Consider the following 17143-nt stretch of genomic DNA (forward strand, 5'->3'; position numbering starts at 1 on the left):
GTGGACGCGCCAGAATTGGCCTATCACTGCGCCTACGTGTGAGGGCGTCAGCGGAATCGGGCGGATTTGTTGGTTGTGAAGAGCGGCAAGACGGCCCGTCAGGATTAAAAATGTCAGCGAGAGGCCAATGAAGGCATTTGAGTTCGAACACCGGCTCATCGATTCCTATGCGCGCTTCTCGCGCTCGTTCAGCAAGATCCGCTCGGAAGATCTGGACTCGGCGATAAAGCGGGAATACGACAAGCGACGCTTCTGGCCGGATGCATTGCTGTCCCTGAATCCGCGGTACCTGAAGGGTCCGGCCGTCGATGAACTGGTGGCCTCTGGTGATTTAGACGAGGCGACCGGCAAGATCTTCCGCTTCGGATCTAACCCGTTGCAGTTTCATCGTCACCAAGCGCAATCCATCGCGAAGGCGCGTGCCGGGCAGAGTTATGTGGTCACGACTGGAACGGGATCCGGCAAGTCCATGTGCTTCTTCGTCCCCGTTGTTGACGCGATCGTCCGGGCGCGAAAGGCAGGAAAGCTCCGTAAGACAAGCGCGATCATTGTTTATCCGATGAATGCTCTGGCTAACAGCCAGATCAAGGAAATCGATAAGTTCATCTCGCAATCCGATCTGCCGAATGACCTCCGGCCAATCGTTCGTCGATATACCGGACAGGAGAGCCAGGAAGAGAGACAGCGGATTGCTAGCAATCCGCCGGATATCCTATTGACCAACTTCATGATGGCCGAGTTGCTGCTCACCCGACAGGATGAGCTCGATACCAAGGTCATTGAGAATGCAAAGGGCCTGAACTTCATCGTTCTCGACGAATTGCACACTTATCGCGGTCGGCAGGGTGCCGACGTTGCCATTCTCGTGCGCCGACTTCGAAACCGCTGTGCTCCGGACAAAGCACCTATCTGCATCGGCACCTCGGCGACGATGGCGAGCGAGGGGTCAGACGTTGGTCGTGCTAAGGCAGTAGCCGATGTCGCATCGCGACTTTTTGGAACTGCCATCGGAACAGAATCCGTCATCGACGAATCGCTCCAGCGAGCGACCGATGACCGGCTGAAACTCGGGGATGTAAAGCCGAAGCTCGACGCGGTGCTGAACGCACCGATTCCGGATGTGCTGACCGACGAGGCACTGAAGCAACATCCCTTGGCGGTCTGGGCCGAACTGGCGATCGGGCTGGATGATGCCCAGGAGCTCAAACGCAAGAAGCCCATCCCGTTCGAAGCGGCCATCGAGCTGCTTTCGAAGGACAGTGGGGTCGGACCGAAAACCTGTCGGAGTGCCTTTGAGACGTTCCTGACCCGCATCAGCCTTCCGGAAAAGGAACGAGGAGGCACAGGAGATGGAGCATTCCTTGCGTTCAAGCTCCATCAGTTTATCTCCGGCGCAGGCGAAGTTTTCACCACGCTGACCGAGAAGCCCAGGAATGTGCTGTTTGAGGGACAGCTCGAAGATCCCAGTGCACCCGGCCATCGTCTCTATCCCACCCGCTTCTGCCGGGAATGTGGACATGAGGTCCACGTCGTCACCAAGGTCGAGGATGCGGACGGTACCAGGTTTATTCCCAGAGATATCGATGATGCGCCGCTCGATGATCAGGAAGGAGACAAAGCGGGCTATCTGACTCCGACGGATGACGGCGATCCCGAATATGCCTTCACTGGCGACATTGAAAGCTATCCGGAAGATTGGCGTGAGGAGCGCGGTGGTATCGAGCGGCTCCGGGCCAACAGGAAACCCAGGGTGCCCCAGATGGTCACTGTGGCACCGGACGGGCGCTACGGTTCAACGGGTAAGAGCTGTTGGTTTATTCCCGGCAAGTTTGGATTCTGCCCCTACTGCCTCAACCAGCCGCACCCCGGCATGCGGGAACGCACCAAGCTTGCGGGGCTGTCGGGTGAGGGGCGCAGCTCAGCTACGACCCTTCTGGTCTCGGCCGCGCTCGGAAGCGCCGGGTGGCCAGAAGATCCGCGACATCCCGCTTCGACCAGGGCTCAACATTGTCTGGTCGCCTGACGGTTTGGATGACGACAGGGGCGCCGAGGGTTTACGCGCCATCGGTCACGGAAGCGGCAAGACTCTGTTTTGTCGCCTGCTGCGGTACTGTCTCGGCGAGCAGCGCTTCGCCGACGAAACCCAGCGAGAGCGTATCGCATTCGCATTTCCGAATGGCATCGTCGGCGCCGAAGTGATGCTCGACGGCCTCTGCTGGGCCATCGTGCGGCCACTGGGTATCCGGCGCCGGCATGTCGCGATCGCCGACGGCAATCTCGATGAGATTGCCGCGGGGGACGGCGGAACAACGAGCATCGATCCGCTGATCGAGGCCATTGAACACAGCATTGTGACGCCGGGCGTCGCGGGTTTGGCCCGCCTTCAGTCTGGCCAAAAGGCATGGCCGATTGCACTCGCCTGGTTGACGCGCGATCAGGAGTGCCGGTTCGACGATGTTCTCGACTGGCGCTCTCCTGCATCCGGCTCTGATGCGCCGCTGCCGGCCAGCGGACGCGAAACGGGGCCGAGGCGCGAAGCGCTTCGGGCGTTCCTGACAGCCATCACCGAGGCGGAGCAGCAAACCCGACGTACTGAAGAGGCTCTGCGGACCGACGTCGCAAACGCGGAGCGCGAAATATCCTATCTGAATTGGGACCGTGACCGGCGCCACAAACGACTGGTGGATCACCTCGGCCTTGCCGCGAAGACGTTGCCGGAAATGCCTCTGCTCCTGGAGCTGTTTCGGAAAGCTGCCGACGAGCAGCTCGCCGCCGTGGCCCAGCTCCCAACCGGGGACATGGCCGAACTGGGGCAGGCGCGGAAGGCGTTGCAGGAGGTCCGCGAAGAACTGCGACGTGCCGACGAAGAGCGCATCGCAATAGAGGCTCAAACCCCAGTTGAGAATCAGGTTCTCACACTGCTCTCCAGCGAGATACCGGCGCTGTCATTCGCTGCAGAAAACGCGGCCAGTCAGGTATGCCCGATTTGTGAGGTGCCGATCGATAAGGCGCTGGCCGAGAAGTGCAGTCTATCCCACAAGCTCCACGATGAAGCGGAATGCCGGGCCAGGCTCACTTCGAAGCGCCAAGCAATCGACGATCAAAGGCAAAAGATCGACGGTTTGAATGCGCGGTTCAGAGCCCTTCAACCCACCATCGCTCTTGGACGGCAGCAAGTCCAACGGGCCGAGAAACGGGTTCAGGCCATCGAGAGCGTCCGGGACACGCGTGCATTGGCTTGGCAGGCAGCAATACAACTCAAAGAAGAGGTCGAGCGGTTTGCCGAGATTTCGACCGAGCTCGACGAGGCGAGAATACGGCTGCGGAGCCTCGAGGACAGGCTGTCCAGCGAACGAGAGAGACTTGATTCTTTCCGCGATAAGCAGGGGCTGACATTCGGCAGGATATCGCAGAAGTTCTCCGCTATCATTCGTTGCCTAGTTGATGAGAATGCAAAAGGAGCGGTTACGCTGACCGGCAGGGGAGTGGAAATCGTTGTCGATGTTGACGGCGACCGTCGCACGGCCGCCATCGAATCCCTAAAGGTTCTGGCTTTCGATGTCGCTTGTCTTTGCCTGAGCGTCGAGGGTTCAACGCGTGTTCCCGCATTCCTAGTTCATGACAGCCCCCGTGAAGCGGATCTCGGCCTGAGTATCTACGACGAGCTGTTTCGCTTGATGTATGAGCTCGAGTCTCTCACAGAGACGGCAGCTTTCCAGTACATCATCACAACGACGACTCGTCCTCCTGATGATGTTCGTCGTGACCCGTGGCTGCGATTGACTCTGCGCGGTGCTCCTGGCGCGGCGCGTTTATTAAGCCGCGATCTTTAAGGGGATGCTATTGTGCTAGAAGCGCCTCAATCTTTCGTCGTTCGGCAGGAATGCGAAAAGGCGGCTTGGCAGCATGGCTTTCGCCGCGTTTTGGGCGAACAGGAAGGATGGTTGGCTTTTGGCTCAACTACCGCGCTCGGTACGATCTATATTGCCGCGGCCAGTCCGCAGGGACCCTGGTTTCTTGCATTGGATCACCCAGGGGTGATCGCTGAAATGGGGCTGCCCGCAACCAATATACTTGGCGCGGGACGAAGTCGCTACGCCTTCGATAACCTAGGCGAGCTCTATACGGTGCTGCACCGTGTCTACCAACTTGGCGTCAGTCTTCCGGATGCACCGCTACGCGAGTTCGAGGCTCGCACGGCGGCTTTGCCTAATTCTACCGAGGCCGAGCGGTTAGTTGTACAGCGGATTGGTCAGGACATCTTTCGCGCGCGCTTGATGGACTATTGGCAAGGCCGGTGTCCACTCACCGGCATCTCGGATCCAGCTCTGCTGCGAGCCTCGCACATCATCCCTTGGAGCGAATGTGAAAGTGACGCAGAGCGGCTCGACGTGCACAACGGTTTGCTGTTGTCGGCCTTGTGGGACGCTGCGTTTGACCGCGCGCTCGTGACCTTTGATGAAGAAGGAAGGCCGGAATTTTCAGATAGCATTAGCGAGCGCGCGCGCGCCGAATTGCGGTGGGAATCACCACTCTCTCTGACTGTCGAGCATCACCGTCGCCTCGTGAGCCATCGCACGAGAGCTCGCGCCCGCGGCAAGATAAAAGATGAGTGAACGAAAGGAGTAGATGATATGGCTTACAAGGCCCCTACACAGGATCAGATCCGGGCGATGACGTCCCAGCAGCGCGCCGTCCTTTATGAGAACGCTAAGCGTCGCGCCGACGAAGGCGGTCAGGAGATCATCGATTTCATTAACGCAAGTGGACTGTCGCTCAGCGACGGCGATATGCTTTCGTCGGACCCTGACTATATGGAAATGGAGCGAATAATCTGGAGTCCTCAGGGACGCGAGGCAGCCATAAGGGCTGTCGAGGAGGGCCTCCCTGCGTTAGCCGGTGTCGATCCACTGATCCATGCCTCTTTGGGCGAACGCTACCACCCTCACAATGCTGGGACGATCAACGCAGGCGTAATAACAGCCGCCTTGATGCGCCACCTCGGTTACATTGAAGTAGGCCCTGGGACATTTCCGGGGAGGGTCGCGAAGTCTGGTATGAAATGGAGAAAGCCTGCTGGGTTCAGAGGACCATAGCATTGAGCACCGGAGTGTTGCCTGTTAGGCGGTCAACCACATTTTCAAAGACTTTTTCACAAAGACTATTGCCGAGCTATCAGCCAAGAAGTCTCAATCAAGAAGTGTGGTCGCAATCTTGGCGTCGATTGGCATAGCGGGCAGTGCTACAGGGCTGAGAGAGAAAACCTCAACGCAACGACACGGAGAATTCGCGCGGATTCATCGGTGGAGTTTTTGTCATCCATTTTCGCGCGAGGCCGCAGCGTATCGTCGGATGCGAGACTCGGTCTTGCTTTACCGCTTGGCGCTCGGCCATAGCATGCCTTGTGGCTTGCATTAGACGTCTTGCTAAATCCACAAATGCTTCACTCAAATCGTCGCTGAGCGACATGATCGGCTGGTCGTTCAGGACCGGAGCGGATGTAGCGTGAATCCGAGTGTCCCCATGATCAGATTTGAACGGGGGATTGAAAGATGCCGCGCCTTTGACGAGGAGGTCACTACTGCGCTGATTCGATTTGGACGCGACAGTAGTGTTGCTGTAAACTCAGTCAGTGAACCCCAATTGCGGTCGAGCTACGATGTTAGCGGAATATCGGCCCACCTTTGTGCTTTGGACGTCTTTCTTGGCGCAACTTCCGCTGCAGCTTTTCTTTGCAGTTTGGGCCGGGGGGTTCTTCGGCGGTCTGTTAAGCATGCTGTTTCCGTCCGGCGTCGCTATCGCAAGAGCTTACATCGGAAGCCAATTTCTGATAATCGGAATCGTCGTATTGTTTTTGTTCCCAACAGTGACGTTGGCGGCGAAATGGCTGAACTACAGGAACACTGTTTATCGCGTCTATTCCGATAGGATCGAAATTGAGGAGGGTTTTCTTACGCTTCACCGTAAGGAGATCCCTCTAGTGTCCGTTCGGGAAATCAATCTTAGGCGCGGAATCCTCCAGCGATTGATTGGACTCGGATCCGTCTACCTCGCCACCGCGGCTACGGGTCAAGGATTTTGGTGGAGTACTTCGGCGACTGTCGGCGGTTCGAGTACTTTCGGAAGTGGCGCCATGCTGATGGATCTAGGCAACTCCGACACCGCATATGAACAACTACGTGAACTTTTCGAACGCACGCGGTCAGCACGAGCAACGCTGGGCGGTTAGTTCAAGCGTTCTACGACATGCGTTCGCTTCGGCGATGCCACCTTGTTGTTTTGCAGTGCGTCATACCCATTGGGAAATAGGACCGAATTAGTGTCGGCCGAAGAGCATGCGGTTGGGAGTAGCGTGTTCGATTGGGCCAATTGACACTCCAAGTCGTTGCAGACTGAGATTGCGTTTTTGAAGTGGACAACCGCCAATCTCATGCACTATCATGCCACACATATTTTATCCTAGATCGCTTCCGAGCGTTCAGGGGGCACGCTATTTTATTAGTCTATTTGGCCGCAAGCGGAGCTGATACCAGCTCGTTATATCCGCATGCGCCGCGCCCCCCGCGAACGTCGTTCGACTAACCGACGCTGCGCCGTTGTGTTTTGGGGGGAAGAATGCTTCGGAAATCGTTTTCGGCGGCGACGGCAGCTCTCGTCGTCCTTCAAACGATCATTTCGACTTTTCCTGCTAGGTCGGAGGTGATCCCGGTCCGGCAATCAAGATCGACAAGCGGAAGTATTGCGACGCCGCTAGTTGAAAAGATGGCCATACTCGATGCGGGCGATCGCCGAACGTCACTAGCTGGGCTCGATATCTTTCTCTCTGACAACTACATTGGGCCGTTGCCGGTTGCGGTGCGGGCAAGCTGTCTTAGCGGTTCCGAAACGCCCTCGCTCGCCATCGATGCAGCTACATACGGCGCTGATGCTCGTCTGCTGAACTTGACGCAGCGACCAGAACTTGGGTGTAGTTCATATCAGGTCAGCGTGGTGCCCCTTCGGGTAGCGCAAGTAGGGGGAGGTGTAATCGCGGCGGGACAGGCAGCAATTCCAGAAGGGATAGCTGTCGGCGTGCATTATTCGGGACCGATCCCGGCCGACGCTCAAACCAAGGAGCCTTCGGTATTTGTGTTCAACTCCGTCCATGGCAATTGGACCGAGGCCAAATCGTTCGCGCCGGCAACGCCGGAGCCTCAACGACTCTATGCCACGCTTTCGGAGCAGCAGCAGCGCATCATCGGCGGCGTGATCGTGTTGCCGGATGCGGCGCAATCCGACCCCGCGATAAACGGGCCATCGGCCCTTGCCAAGCCTGTCGATCAGGTGAGCCCGGCCAGCGGCTTCCTCGCAGTCGATCGCATTGAGCCCGACAGCAAGGGAGGTTATGGGGTCAACCTGCCGATGTTGCTGCGTCCGTCGCGCGGCCCGGGACCAAGCTTTGCCATCCGATACAGTCCGCAAGGCACTCCAGGCGTGCTCGGAAGAGGTTGGGACCTGTTCATCAGCACAATCGAGGTTCGCGGGCCGGCGCCAATTTTCCATCCAGGTTATGAAACCGAGGACTATCTGCTCGACGGCATGGACCTGATCGCGCTCGATTCCAAGGGAAAGGACATTCCGTCACTTTACAAGGGCGGTCCCATCCTGCCCCGCGTGGAGGGAACGCGTTTCTTCCGCTTGCGCAACAATTCGAGCGGGCTGATCGTTCGTCGTTACGGCGATCGACCCAACAGTTATTTCTGGGAAGTGTGGGATCCGAACTCACATGTCACCAAGCTATATGGCGGCACGTTCAAGGAGAACGGCGCCGCACCTGGCATCGCGGGAGACAACAATGGTCTGCTGCGCGGGACGGTGCCTTTCGGCGATGGTGTGCGAAGGAACGTCATCGCGCAATGGGGATTGACGCAGGAATATGATCGCCAGCCAGCTCGCAATGGCGCGATCTATTTCTATGCGCAAGGGCGGCGAGGGGGCGGTGACTGCCTCCCATATTGGGGCAGCGAGTGCTCTGCCGCATTGCGCCTCGAGGCGGTCGAGTACAATCGTGCCTTTGGCCAGACAGCCCAACCTATCCTCGGTACGGGCGTTACGCGGGTGGCATTCACCTGGGGGCCCCGCGATAGCAACCGGCACAACAGCGATGGGCGGCTGGGTTTGTTCCGCGCGCACGAATATTGGCTGCTCAAGATAGACGTGCTGTACCAGCCGGATCCAAACAACGCCTGGCTCACCACCGCTTCCATCAACGATGCCGCGCCGCCGCCGGGATGGGCCTACTTCGCCCAACATCGGTTCCTGCCCAATGCAGCCAACGACGCATGCATGAACTTCGACCGGGTGCTGAAGACCTACGAGGTCGAGCCAAATCCGTTCTACGACCGCGGACCGATCGCTGTGCCGGGCGAAGACGCGCCGATACCGCTGACGACGCAGACGTTCTCGTTTTCGTACGAGGGCGAAAAGCTTGAGGCACAGAAATCGCACGACGCCGGGCTCGACGCTGACTCCTGCAGGGCCGTCTGGCCCGACCCACAGCCGATCACCGACCTCGGCAACTGGCAAAAGGTAGACGGTAGGCTGGAATTCCCACGCGCGATGCTGGAAGGGCTGGGGTTTGGCCTGATGTCCGAGCGTTCCCTGCTTGGGACCGGGCGTACGGAAGAAACTGGCGGCTCGCTTTTTGTCGGTTTCGGAGTAATCGGAAATACCTCGCTGAAGGAATTCACCGTTGGCGTGAAGGGCGGCCTGCAATTCTCCAAGTCCGAGGGCAATTCCACTTTCCTCGACATCACCGGCGATGGCATCGACGACATTGTCTATCGGGACGGCGATACGTTGACCTATTGCGCGGGCCAGCGCTCCCAGTATCCCGTCAATGGCTCCTATACGATCACCTATCCAATGGGTCGTTGCGGGACCATCGAGGGCATCTCCGATCTGTCGGTCTCCAGCTCGTCGACCCGCAGCATCGGCATCGAGGGCTATGGCCCGGCCACCAGTTTTCTTGGCGTGGCCTTCAATAGCTCAAGCAGCGACTCTTTCGTTTATTTCACGGATCGCGATGCCGACGGTCTCGTCGACCTTGTGAGCTACGGCCAGATCTTCTACAACCAGGGCGAGACGCAGGTTGCGGGGAAAAACGTCGTCAGGTTCAACCGCGGCAGCGCGCTGACGCCGCCGATTCCCGGCAAGGTCGCGGACAACACGCTGGCGACCCGCTTCCCGCTCGACATGCGGGACGAAATACAAAGCATCGAACGCCGCCTGGAGGCAACGTCCCGCCGTCTGCGCGAACTCGAATTCAGTCAGACGATGATTGCCTGGGAGGCGCCCCTCACCGGCGTGATCACCCTGGCTGGGCAGCTGGAGCGTGGTGAATCTGCGCCGGACCCGGTCAATCCCGGCGCATACGGTGTGAAGTTCGGTCCGAAGCAATTTGATGACCTCGGCCCGGAAGTTGCGGAGTATCAGAAATACATCAACAGGCGAGCCAGTTGCGAGATTTGGCAAACCGATGAGAGCTGTCACGCCGTCTATTCCGATCCGCTGGGACCACACGCTGTGCCTGTTCCGGCAAACATCGAATTCATCAAACCGCCGGATCCACGCCTGGGTATCTGGCTGTACAAGCGCGACACCCGGACAATCACGCCCTGCGCCGACACGACGCTTGGTTCTGCCACCTTCGATTTGTCGGCGCTGAATTTTGCGACGGCATGTCGGCCGAACGGCGGGTCAGGACAGCAGATCGACGTCAGGACCGGCGACGTCATCTACCTCGGATATAGCGTTCATCCGCATCTGCGGGCATGGCTGAAGCCGAAAGCGAAGATTGCCTATGCACGCGTCGAGGGCGATGCCGTGTTCAACCTCTTCAAGTCGGGTGATCCGGACAAGACGACCGAGGCTCTACCGTGTCGATGGAAGGATGAGATCGCAGACGGCGGCCCGAGCGAGTGTCTTCTGTCGAAACAGACACGGTACGAGTTCGATCTGCGCACCGGCACCATCGCGTCGGCTCCAGGCACGACGGTGCAGCTTCCAGCCGGAACTGGCCGGGCATTCGACGGCCGCTTTGAGGTTCCGGCCGAACTGACGAGGGATTATCAGGTCTTTTTCGACGTCATCGCCGAGCCCCGACCAGAGCCTGACCCCGGTATCGCCGCGCCGCCGCCCACCCCGCCAACTCCGCCGGTATCGTTGTTGCGGCGCATGTTCCGCCAGGACGTTTCGGCGCAGTGCGCCGCAGTGAGCGGGACTTGTACGGTCAACATCGCCCCCGCGTGCGATGCCTCACGGCCGCAGGCGGACTGCGACGCGTTTCTTGCCGATCCGAACATGGCGTATGTGCTGGCGGCACGCCTGACCGTACTACACAAGGTCGCGGGTGCCGTGCTGCCGGTGCGCAACATTAGCGCGCGGATGAGCGATCTGGTCTGGCGCGTCGCGCCGCAGGTGAAGTCGATCTTCACGGAAAAGCCGCCTGCGAACGTGACGCCGGGCATCGTCTTGAAGGCCACCGACGGCCTCAACAGGACCATGGTGGTTTACCTTCCGGTCGGCATGGGCGAACCGGACCTGGAATATGCACGGGTTGAACAGGGTACATTTGCCAACCCCGACACCGGCCTCGACGATGGCGATCCGGAGCCGGCAGAGATCGACTTCGCCGAAACCCTGAAGGCGGAGCCCGTCAACGTTGCGCTCGCACGTACCCGGCAGACGCTGGTACTCTGTGGCTACCGCACCGAGATCCTCGACTTCCTGCGGGCAGTGTATCCAGCGTACGGACAACCCTACCAGGACGACTACCTGAATTACTGGCAGGTCAAGATCGATCGTTACAATAAGCGCTGCGCCGAGGCGAAGTTGCGCTTCGACGCCAAGTCGTTCACCGCAAAACCCGAAGCTTCCGCGCCCGACACTCTGCGCCTGCCCTTCTTCCTGCGCTATCTGTCCGTTGCCGAGCAAATCACCAGCGCCGAGACGCTGCTACAGCGTGTGCTGGCGAATCTTGCCCTCGGCGAGGCGCTGCTGACGGACGCGCCGCGCCTGACCCGGCGCGGGTACCGGTTGCCCGTCAATGTCAATCCGCTCGGCTGCAAGATCGTCGCTGCCGGCAAGCCGGTCGCGAAGCCGATCGTGGTTCTCGAAGACGATTGCGTCTATCGCCTGTCGGCCAATTTCTCCATGCAGGAATTCGAGGAGTTGGTCCCCGATCCGGTCGCGAAAAACATGCGTAAGGTCCTGGAGCGGTTCGAAAGCAGCTCAAACGCCGCCTTTACCATCAAGCTCTCCGCGACGGTGAACGGCAAGCCGATCAGCTTTCGTCAGTTGTCGGGCCAACGCACTGGCAACGATCCGTGCAATCCGCTGGCGCCGAATACCTGCATGGGACAATACGGCACGCGGGAAATACCGGGCCAGCCGATCGACGACCATTTCTATCCGAGGCGCAAAACTGCGGGTGGCCCGCACGGTGACGTCCTCCAGCGCATCACCGTGAACAAGCGCGCGGGACGCGCTGCGGCGTTCACCAACAGCATCATGATTCCGGGTTTTAAGCCCGTTTGCGAGCGCGGATTCCCGGTGTTCAACAATTCTGCCGCGATGGAAGCGAAGCAGGACTGCGAACTGCCCGACGCGCAGAAATATGAAGGACCGGAGTCCTACGAGATCTCCTTCACAATCGGAGAAAACAACGAGTTTGTCGGACGCAACCGGGTTCTGGAGTTCAGGGCCAGTCCGCTTGATGTTCTGGAGCTGCACTTCCGCCTCGCTCCCGCCGAGCAGACGGTCGCGATCCAGCCGGCCACTCCGAATGACAAGGTCACCGGCAACTTCTCGATCTTTGATGGCGGTTTGGTCGGGATCAGTCCGGGTCGATATTTGATCCCGCGTTCCCCGTCGCAGATTCTGTCGCGCACGGAAAAGCCGGACGAAGGCAATGTCGCGCTGTCGTGTCCGCAACTCCCTGCGGCTCCCAACCCGCCGGCGGTGAATGCGCTGCCGCCGAGCTGCAGACCCTGGACCCGGCTCGGCTGGACCGAGGTCCTGCTCGGCGCACAATACCGCACCTACAGCGATGCGCAGCGACTGGGCAACGACGACAACCGATTCTCGGTGCTGCGGCGCCGGGAAATTCTGCGCCTGCATCCGGAGATCGAGATCGAGGCTGACAAGTTCATGCTTGAGCCTCAACCGCAGCCGAGCCAGCCGATTGCGGCCGCCGGTCAGTCCCGGGCCTTTTTCAGCCGCGACCCCAACGTCACGAAGACTGGCGGCGATTGGTCACTGTTTGCCGGCAAGACCGCAGCCGACGGGAAACTGCAGGTCCCGTTGCCGTTCGTGGCTCCACCGACCACCAACCAACTGTCCGACGGGTCGCTGCGCTTTAGTACGCGCATTTTGCCGGCGACTCCGCCGCTCGGCAACACTGCGCTAAAGGACGCGCAGGATGCCTGCGGCGACGAGACGCACGCCAATCCGGACGGCTGCGAAAATCACCTCGGCTCGCGTCCTGACGACAACCTCAGCCTTAAGCAGGTCGACTACTTCGCGCTGCTGCACCGCTTTGTCGGACCGGTCAGCGCAGCGCTGCCGCAACAGGACGAACAGAACCGGCCGGCAACTTCGGTCTGCGCGGCGGAGCATCCAAGCTTCGTTGCGAGCTGCTGGATGGGTGCGGACGACACGGTCTTCCTGGAGAGTGCCGTATCGCCGTCGACCGGACCGGTTCCGGCGGTCCACTCGGTCTCGGCCCTCACAGGATTCGAACGTCCGCCGATCGTCCAGTTTCTGTTCCTGTTTGAGTCCTACAAGAAGCTCGCGTGCATCGATCCGCAAAGCCCCGCAGTCAACTGCCCGGGCTTCGGCACCACACCGGCCCCCGGGTCGGCAGCGCTGCCGAACCGGCCAGTGCCGCCGGCCGAAAACCGCACCATCGAAGTGTTCGCGCCGGTGCAAAGCAGGAGTTCGCGCTCGGTCTCGATCAATGGCGGAACGTCCTACGTGAATAAGGATCACATCCATACCGTCGTCGATACGATACGTCAGTTTCGCGATGTTAACGGCGATGGCTATCCGGACGTGGTGAGCGGCGGCTCCGTCGAATTGACGTCGCCGGTCGGGCTCACCCGCCGCGACTGGTGGACCTATTTCCGCGCTACCGACAATACGCCGGACCTCAATTCCGAACTGAGGGCGTCAGGCATGGAGCAGAACGCCACGTCGAACAGCGAGGGCACAGGTATCGGGCTGTCGGCTTCAACGGCGGCGCTGTTCCGCGCCAACGGAACGAAAAAGAATGACAAGACCGGCTCTCCCGACGCCAACGTCGATCCGGGCTTCAGCTTCAGCCTGGAGAAGGGGAGGGACGAGTTGTTCACCCAGCTGCAGGATTTCAACGGTGACGGCCTCGCCGACAAGTTCACTGCCGACATCAAAAGTGACAACCTCAGTCTGTACCTGAACGCGGGCAGCAGTCTGCGGCGGAATGAGACCAAGGTCTTCTCGGAGCGCCTGAAAGGAGTGCCGTTCAATACGAGCCATTCAGCCGGCTTCGGCGTCAGGCTTGGCTACTCCTATGGGGCCGGAAGTTTTCTGGCTGGTCTGGGCCTCGCACACCGCGACTCCGGATCGCAGGCCGCCTTGCTGGACTTCACGGGCGACGGCCGGCCCGACGTGGTGCTGCCACAGGAAGACGGCCGCCTGCTGGTGTTTCCAAACCTTGGCAACGGGTTCGGCCCCGGCAAGATTCACAAGCTGAAGGATTGGCAGACAAGCCCGCAGGCCAAGGAGAGGTCCGGAACATCCCTTTCGGAGACGACTTTGCTGGATGCCGGCGTCTTGTTCACTTTCGGATTCAACATACCGCCGTGCTGCAGGATGGTCTTTACGCCCGGCGTCAAGTGGGCGCGCAATCAAACGCGTGAGTTGCTGCAGATCCGCGACGTCAACGGCGACGGGATGCCGGACGTGGTCGCAGTGAGCGGCGGCTTCCTCCCGCCGCTCGCGGGCGGAAACGCCATGCTGGGTGCATCAAACTTGACCACTCAGGTCCATTACAATCCGGACGCAAAAACACATCTCCTTGTCGGCATTACCAATCCCTCGGGATCCAAATGGGCGCTTCAGCATGGCCTGTTTGGCAACTCGGGTCCGGAAAATGGACGCCCGGTTTGGGCGCTGACGGCAACCGCCCGCTACGACGGTTTCGATCCAAACCAACGGGCAGATTTGCCCAATCTTGCTCCCGATGGTCACGACGTGCAGTTGACGGTGTTCGACTACGCGCAAGGCTATTTCGATCGGGCGGAGCGGCAGTTCTATGGTTTTGCCAGGCGCATCAGCACCGTCTACGGATGCGACGTCGGCAAGGCCGGCACGTCCTGTCTGAACGTCCTGGACGATCCGGTGCGGCTCGATTGGGCCACGGTGAGCGCAGCGGGGTATCGCAAGCTGCAGGTCATCGAGCAGGCCTTTTCCAACCGGGATTTCCTGACCCAGGGGATGGAGCTTATCAAGACCGTCGCCGGCGCAAACTCGTCCGCTAACCAGGACGGCCCCGGCGAACCGCCGTTGCAGGCCGTTTCGCGCACCGAATACGCCTATTCGATCGATGACCTGCAGACCCTGGCGGCGCCCTTGTCGCCGCAGTGTCAGGCCTTGCAATTCGACCGCTTGGCCGATTCGTGGGGCGCGAATTTCTTTACGATCGGCGGCTCGAAGCTTCCGTCGACTGCGGATGGCTCGCAGTTCAATCGGGAAAAGAGCCTGTTCGGCACCGACAGCATCTGCCGCGGCGATGTCAGAGGCTGCACCGCTCAGCTGCGCCAGGATGCTTGCGAAGCGGGCTTTGTGCGCGAGCAGCGCGCGTTCTGGGCCCAGCAGAGCGGCTCCGTGCGTCAGCGCTTAATCTCGCTAGAATCGTTCGGAGGTGGTGTCCCGGCGGAGGAGTTCACCAAGCCGGCAGATCCGGCCGTACCCCGCCTGGTTTCGGCCGTTGGTTTCGATCACGATCAATGGGGACAGGTCCTTGCATTCGATCGAATCGGCGAAGCCGATTCGCAGTGGAATCCCTCGACTGAGTCCTCGGTCAATGCCGCGATCAAATACGTGCCGAAGCAGGCCTTGAATATCTATGGATCGGGCAGCGCCGTCGGCTATCCCTTGCTCGGCCTCGCGCAGGAGATCCAGATATTCTCCGGTCCGTGGAAGGACCCGAACCAAAGCGGCACGCCGCTGCGGGTGCGGGAAGCCATCTATTCCGACAGCGGCGGAGAGCAGACCAAAGATTGGACAGCGGTCAACCTCACTGACGTCTGTCTTTACCCTGGAGGAGACGGATTCCGCTTTTTCTCCGGCATGTGCAGCAGGTTCAAGAACAACATGCGGCTAGCGCTGGCGGACGGCTATTCCAGCATGCAGTCGGCGCTCCGAGCCGCCTATGAGGACACCCCCGGGCTGCCGAAGGGGGGCGCCAGCTTCGATGCGGTGATTCATCATCGGCTTGCCCAGTACGATAAGTTCGGCAACCTCCTGCATTCAATTTCACCGCTATCGTACAACAAGGAGTGGATCGAGCGTCGGTTCAACTATGAGAAAGACCCGATCCGGCGCACCGCAACGTCAACGATGCTCACCCGTTGTGTGAATGACATTCCCGGTGCCGGCGCCGATACGCCGAGTTTGAAGGCCGACGAGAAGCCACGCTGTACTTTTGGTCTCCCCGAGTTGCCGCAGCCGGTGCTGCGCAGGGCGATCACGCATGCGTCAACCAGCCGTATCGACACCCATTTCGGCGTAGTCGTCGAGACGAACGATATCAATGACAACAGGATTTTGCACGATCTCGACCGTTGGGGACGGTTGAACCTGCTGGCACGATCCTGGGGTAATGCACCGCGCGAGAACTTGACGTTCCAGGGTAGGCTCAAGCGCGCCGTCGCAAAGAACGAGACGCGGGAACGAAAGCCGGACGGCGCGCCGTTCACGCCTGAAACGCTGCCGGAGGTGAAGAACTGGCACGTACTTGCGGTCGCCGACTACATGAGTATGTCCGCCGGGCTGCTGCGCAGCAATTTGCGACGCTTCGAAAGTTCGGACAGTTACTCCGGATTGCTCGGACAGGACCAGAGCACCCGCGAGACGGCGATTTTCGCCGACGGGCTTGGCCGTCCAATCCAGACCATCCGCGAGGCCGACGTGTGTCTGGAAATCAGGGACGACTTCATAGACGGCAACCAGAACAAGGCCCCTTCGGCCGGCCTCAAGGAGCGCTGCAAAGACACCGCGAGCGGCATTGTCAACCCTTCAACCAGCATCGATGCACTCGGGCGCGACCTGCAGACATTCGAGCCTTACGCGATTCCGCCGGGTACCATCCGCGAGAAGACGCTACGGCGCTTCACCGATCTGGTCCCGCCACCGTCGTCGTTGCCGCCGCTGGTCAGCAGCAGCTACGACGGGGCAGGGCGTCCGCTGCTCGTCGAATCGCGATTGAGCGAACCGAAGGCCGCCGGCACTGTTCAAGGCACGGCGCAATTCAATTACCGTATCGTACCGGAGCAGGGATCTCGGCTCGCGCGCTTCGAGGCCCTTGCGCTTTCGCCGCGCTGTACCGCCTCTGCTGTCTGGTCAGACGCACGCGGTTTGAAGCGCACGGTGCTGGAGAACCAGGAGCATTTCTATCGAGGGACATCCGGGGCGGCGCTTAGTGCACCGGTTCCTGCGCCTTATCAGCGCGATGACGCAAAGACCCGCGGGTTTTGTGCGCCTGTAGATACCATTGTGGCACAATGGGCGGCTGGCGCCAGTGACGTGAATCTGGGCGGGCAGCCCGCGCGCGTGTCCTACGCTTATGATCCGCTGCAGCAGCTGACCGGCGTCGACTATCCGCTCGGCCATCCTGATAACGTCGAAGGCACCGATCGCGCAGCGATCGCCACCCGCTTCGATCTTCTCGGGCGCACCCTCGAGCTGCAAGAGCCCAATTCAGGCTGCACGAGCTAAAGCTATGATGGGCTCAACTCGCTGATCAGCGAAAAAGGCTACCGGTTTGCCGACATCGGGAAGCCCTGCGGCAGCCGCTCGAAGGTCAGGAACGAAAAGGCGTATGAATATGCGGCCGGCCGGCTGG

Annotated in this window: 6 protein-coding genes; all 6 read left to right on the forward strand. The window is 60.0% G+C overall.

The genetic code is table 11. The annotated features are described in order from the left end of the window. Positions 1-127 precede the first annotated feature (127 nt). The 6 genes from JQ566_RS19465 to JQ566_RS19490 all read left to right on the forward strand — a co-directional run bounded on the left by JQ566_RS19465 (position 128) and on the right by JQ566_RS19490 (position 17016). Positions 128-2023: a DEAD/DEAH box helicase gene (locus JQ566_RS19465; protein ID WP_249139565.1), complete on the forward strand. Its 1896-nt coding sequence runs from the start codon at positions 128-130 to the stop codon at positions 2021-2023. 4 nt (positions 2024-2027) lie between these two features. Continuing rightward, the gene (locus JQ566_RS19470; RefSeq protein WP_212374567.1) at positions 2028-3833 is read left to right on the forward strand and encodes a chromosome segregation protein SMC; all 1806 of its coding nucleotides are present in this window, start codon (positions 2028-2030) and stop codon (positions 3831-3833) included. Positions 3834-3845: 12 nt separating this feature from the next. After that, entirely contained in the window at positions 3846-4616 is a 771-nt protein-coding gene (locus JQ566_RS34990; RefSeq protein WP_212374569.1) for an HNH endonuclease, read from the forward strand. Between the two features lie 18 nt (positions 4617-4634). Then, entirely contained in the window at positions 4635-5096 is a 462-nt protein-coding gene (locus tag JQ566_RS19480; RefSeq protein ID WP_212374571.1) for a hypothetical protein, read from the forward strand. A 608-nt stretch (positions 5097-5704) separates the two neighbouring features. Then, positions 5705-6229: a PH domain-containing protein gene (locus JQ566_RS19485; protein WP_212374573.1), complete on the forward strand. Its 525-nt coding sequence runs from the start codon at positions 5705-5707 to the stop codon at positions 6227-6229. Between the two features lie 842 nt (positions 6230-7071). Then, positions 7072-17016, forward strand: a complete 9945-nt coding sequence (locus JQ566_RS19490; RefSeq protein WP_212374575.1) for a hypothetical protein — start codon at positions 7072-7074, stop codon at positions 17014-17016. Positions 17017-17143 lie beyond the last annotated feature (127 nt).

Origin of the sequence: Bradyrhizobium sp. SZCCT0231, assembly GCF_018130245.1 — a bacterium.
Taxonomy (GTDB): Bacteria; Pseudomonadota; Alphaproteobacteria; order Rhizobiales; family Xanthobacteraceae; genus Bradyrhizobium; species Bradyrhizobium japonicum_F.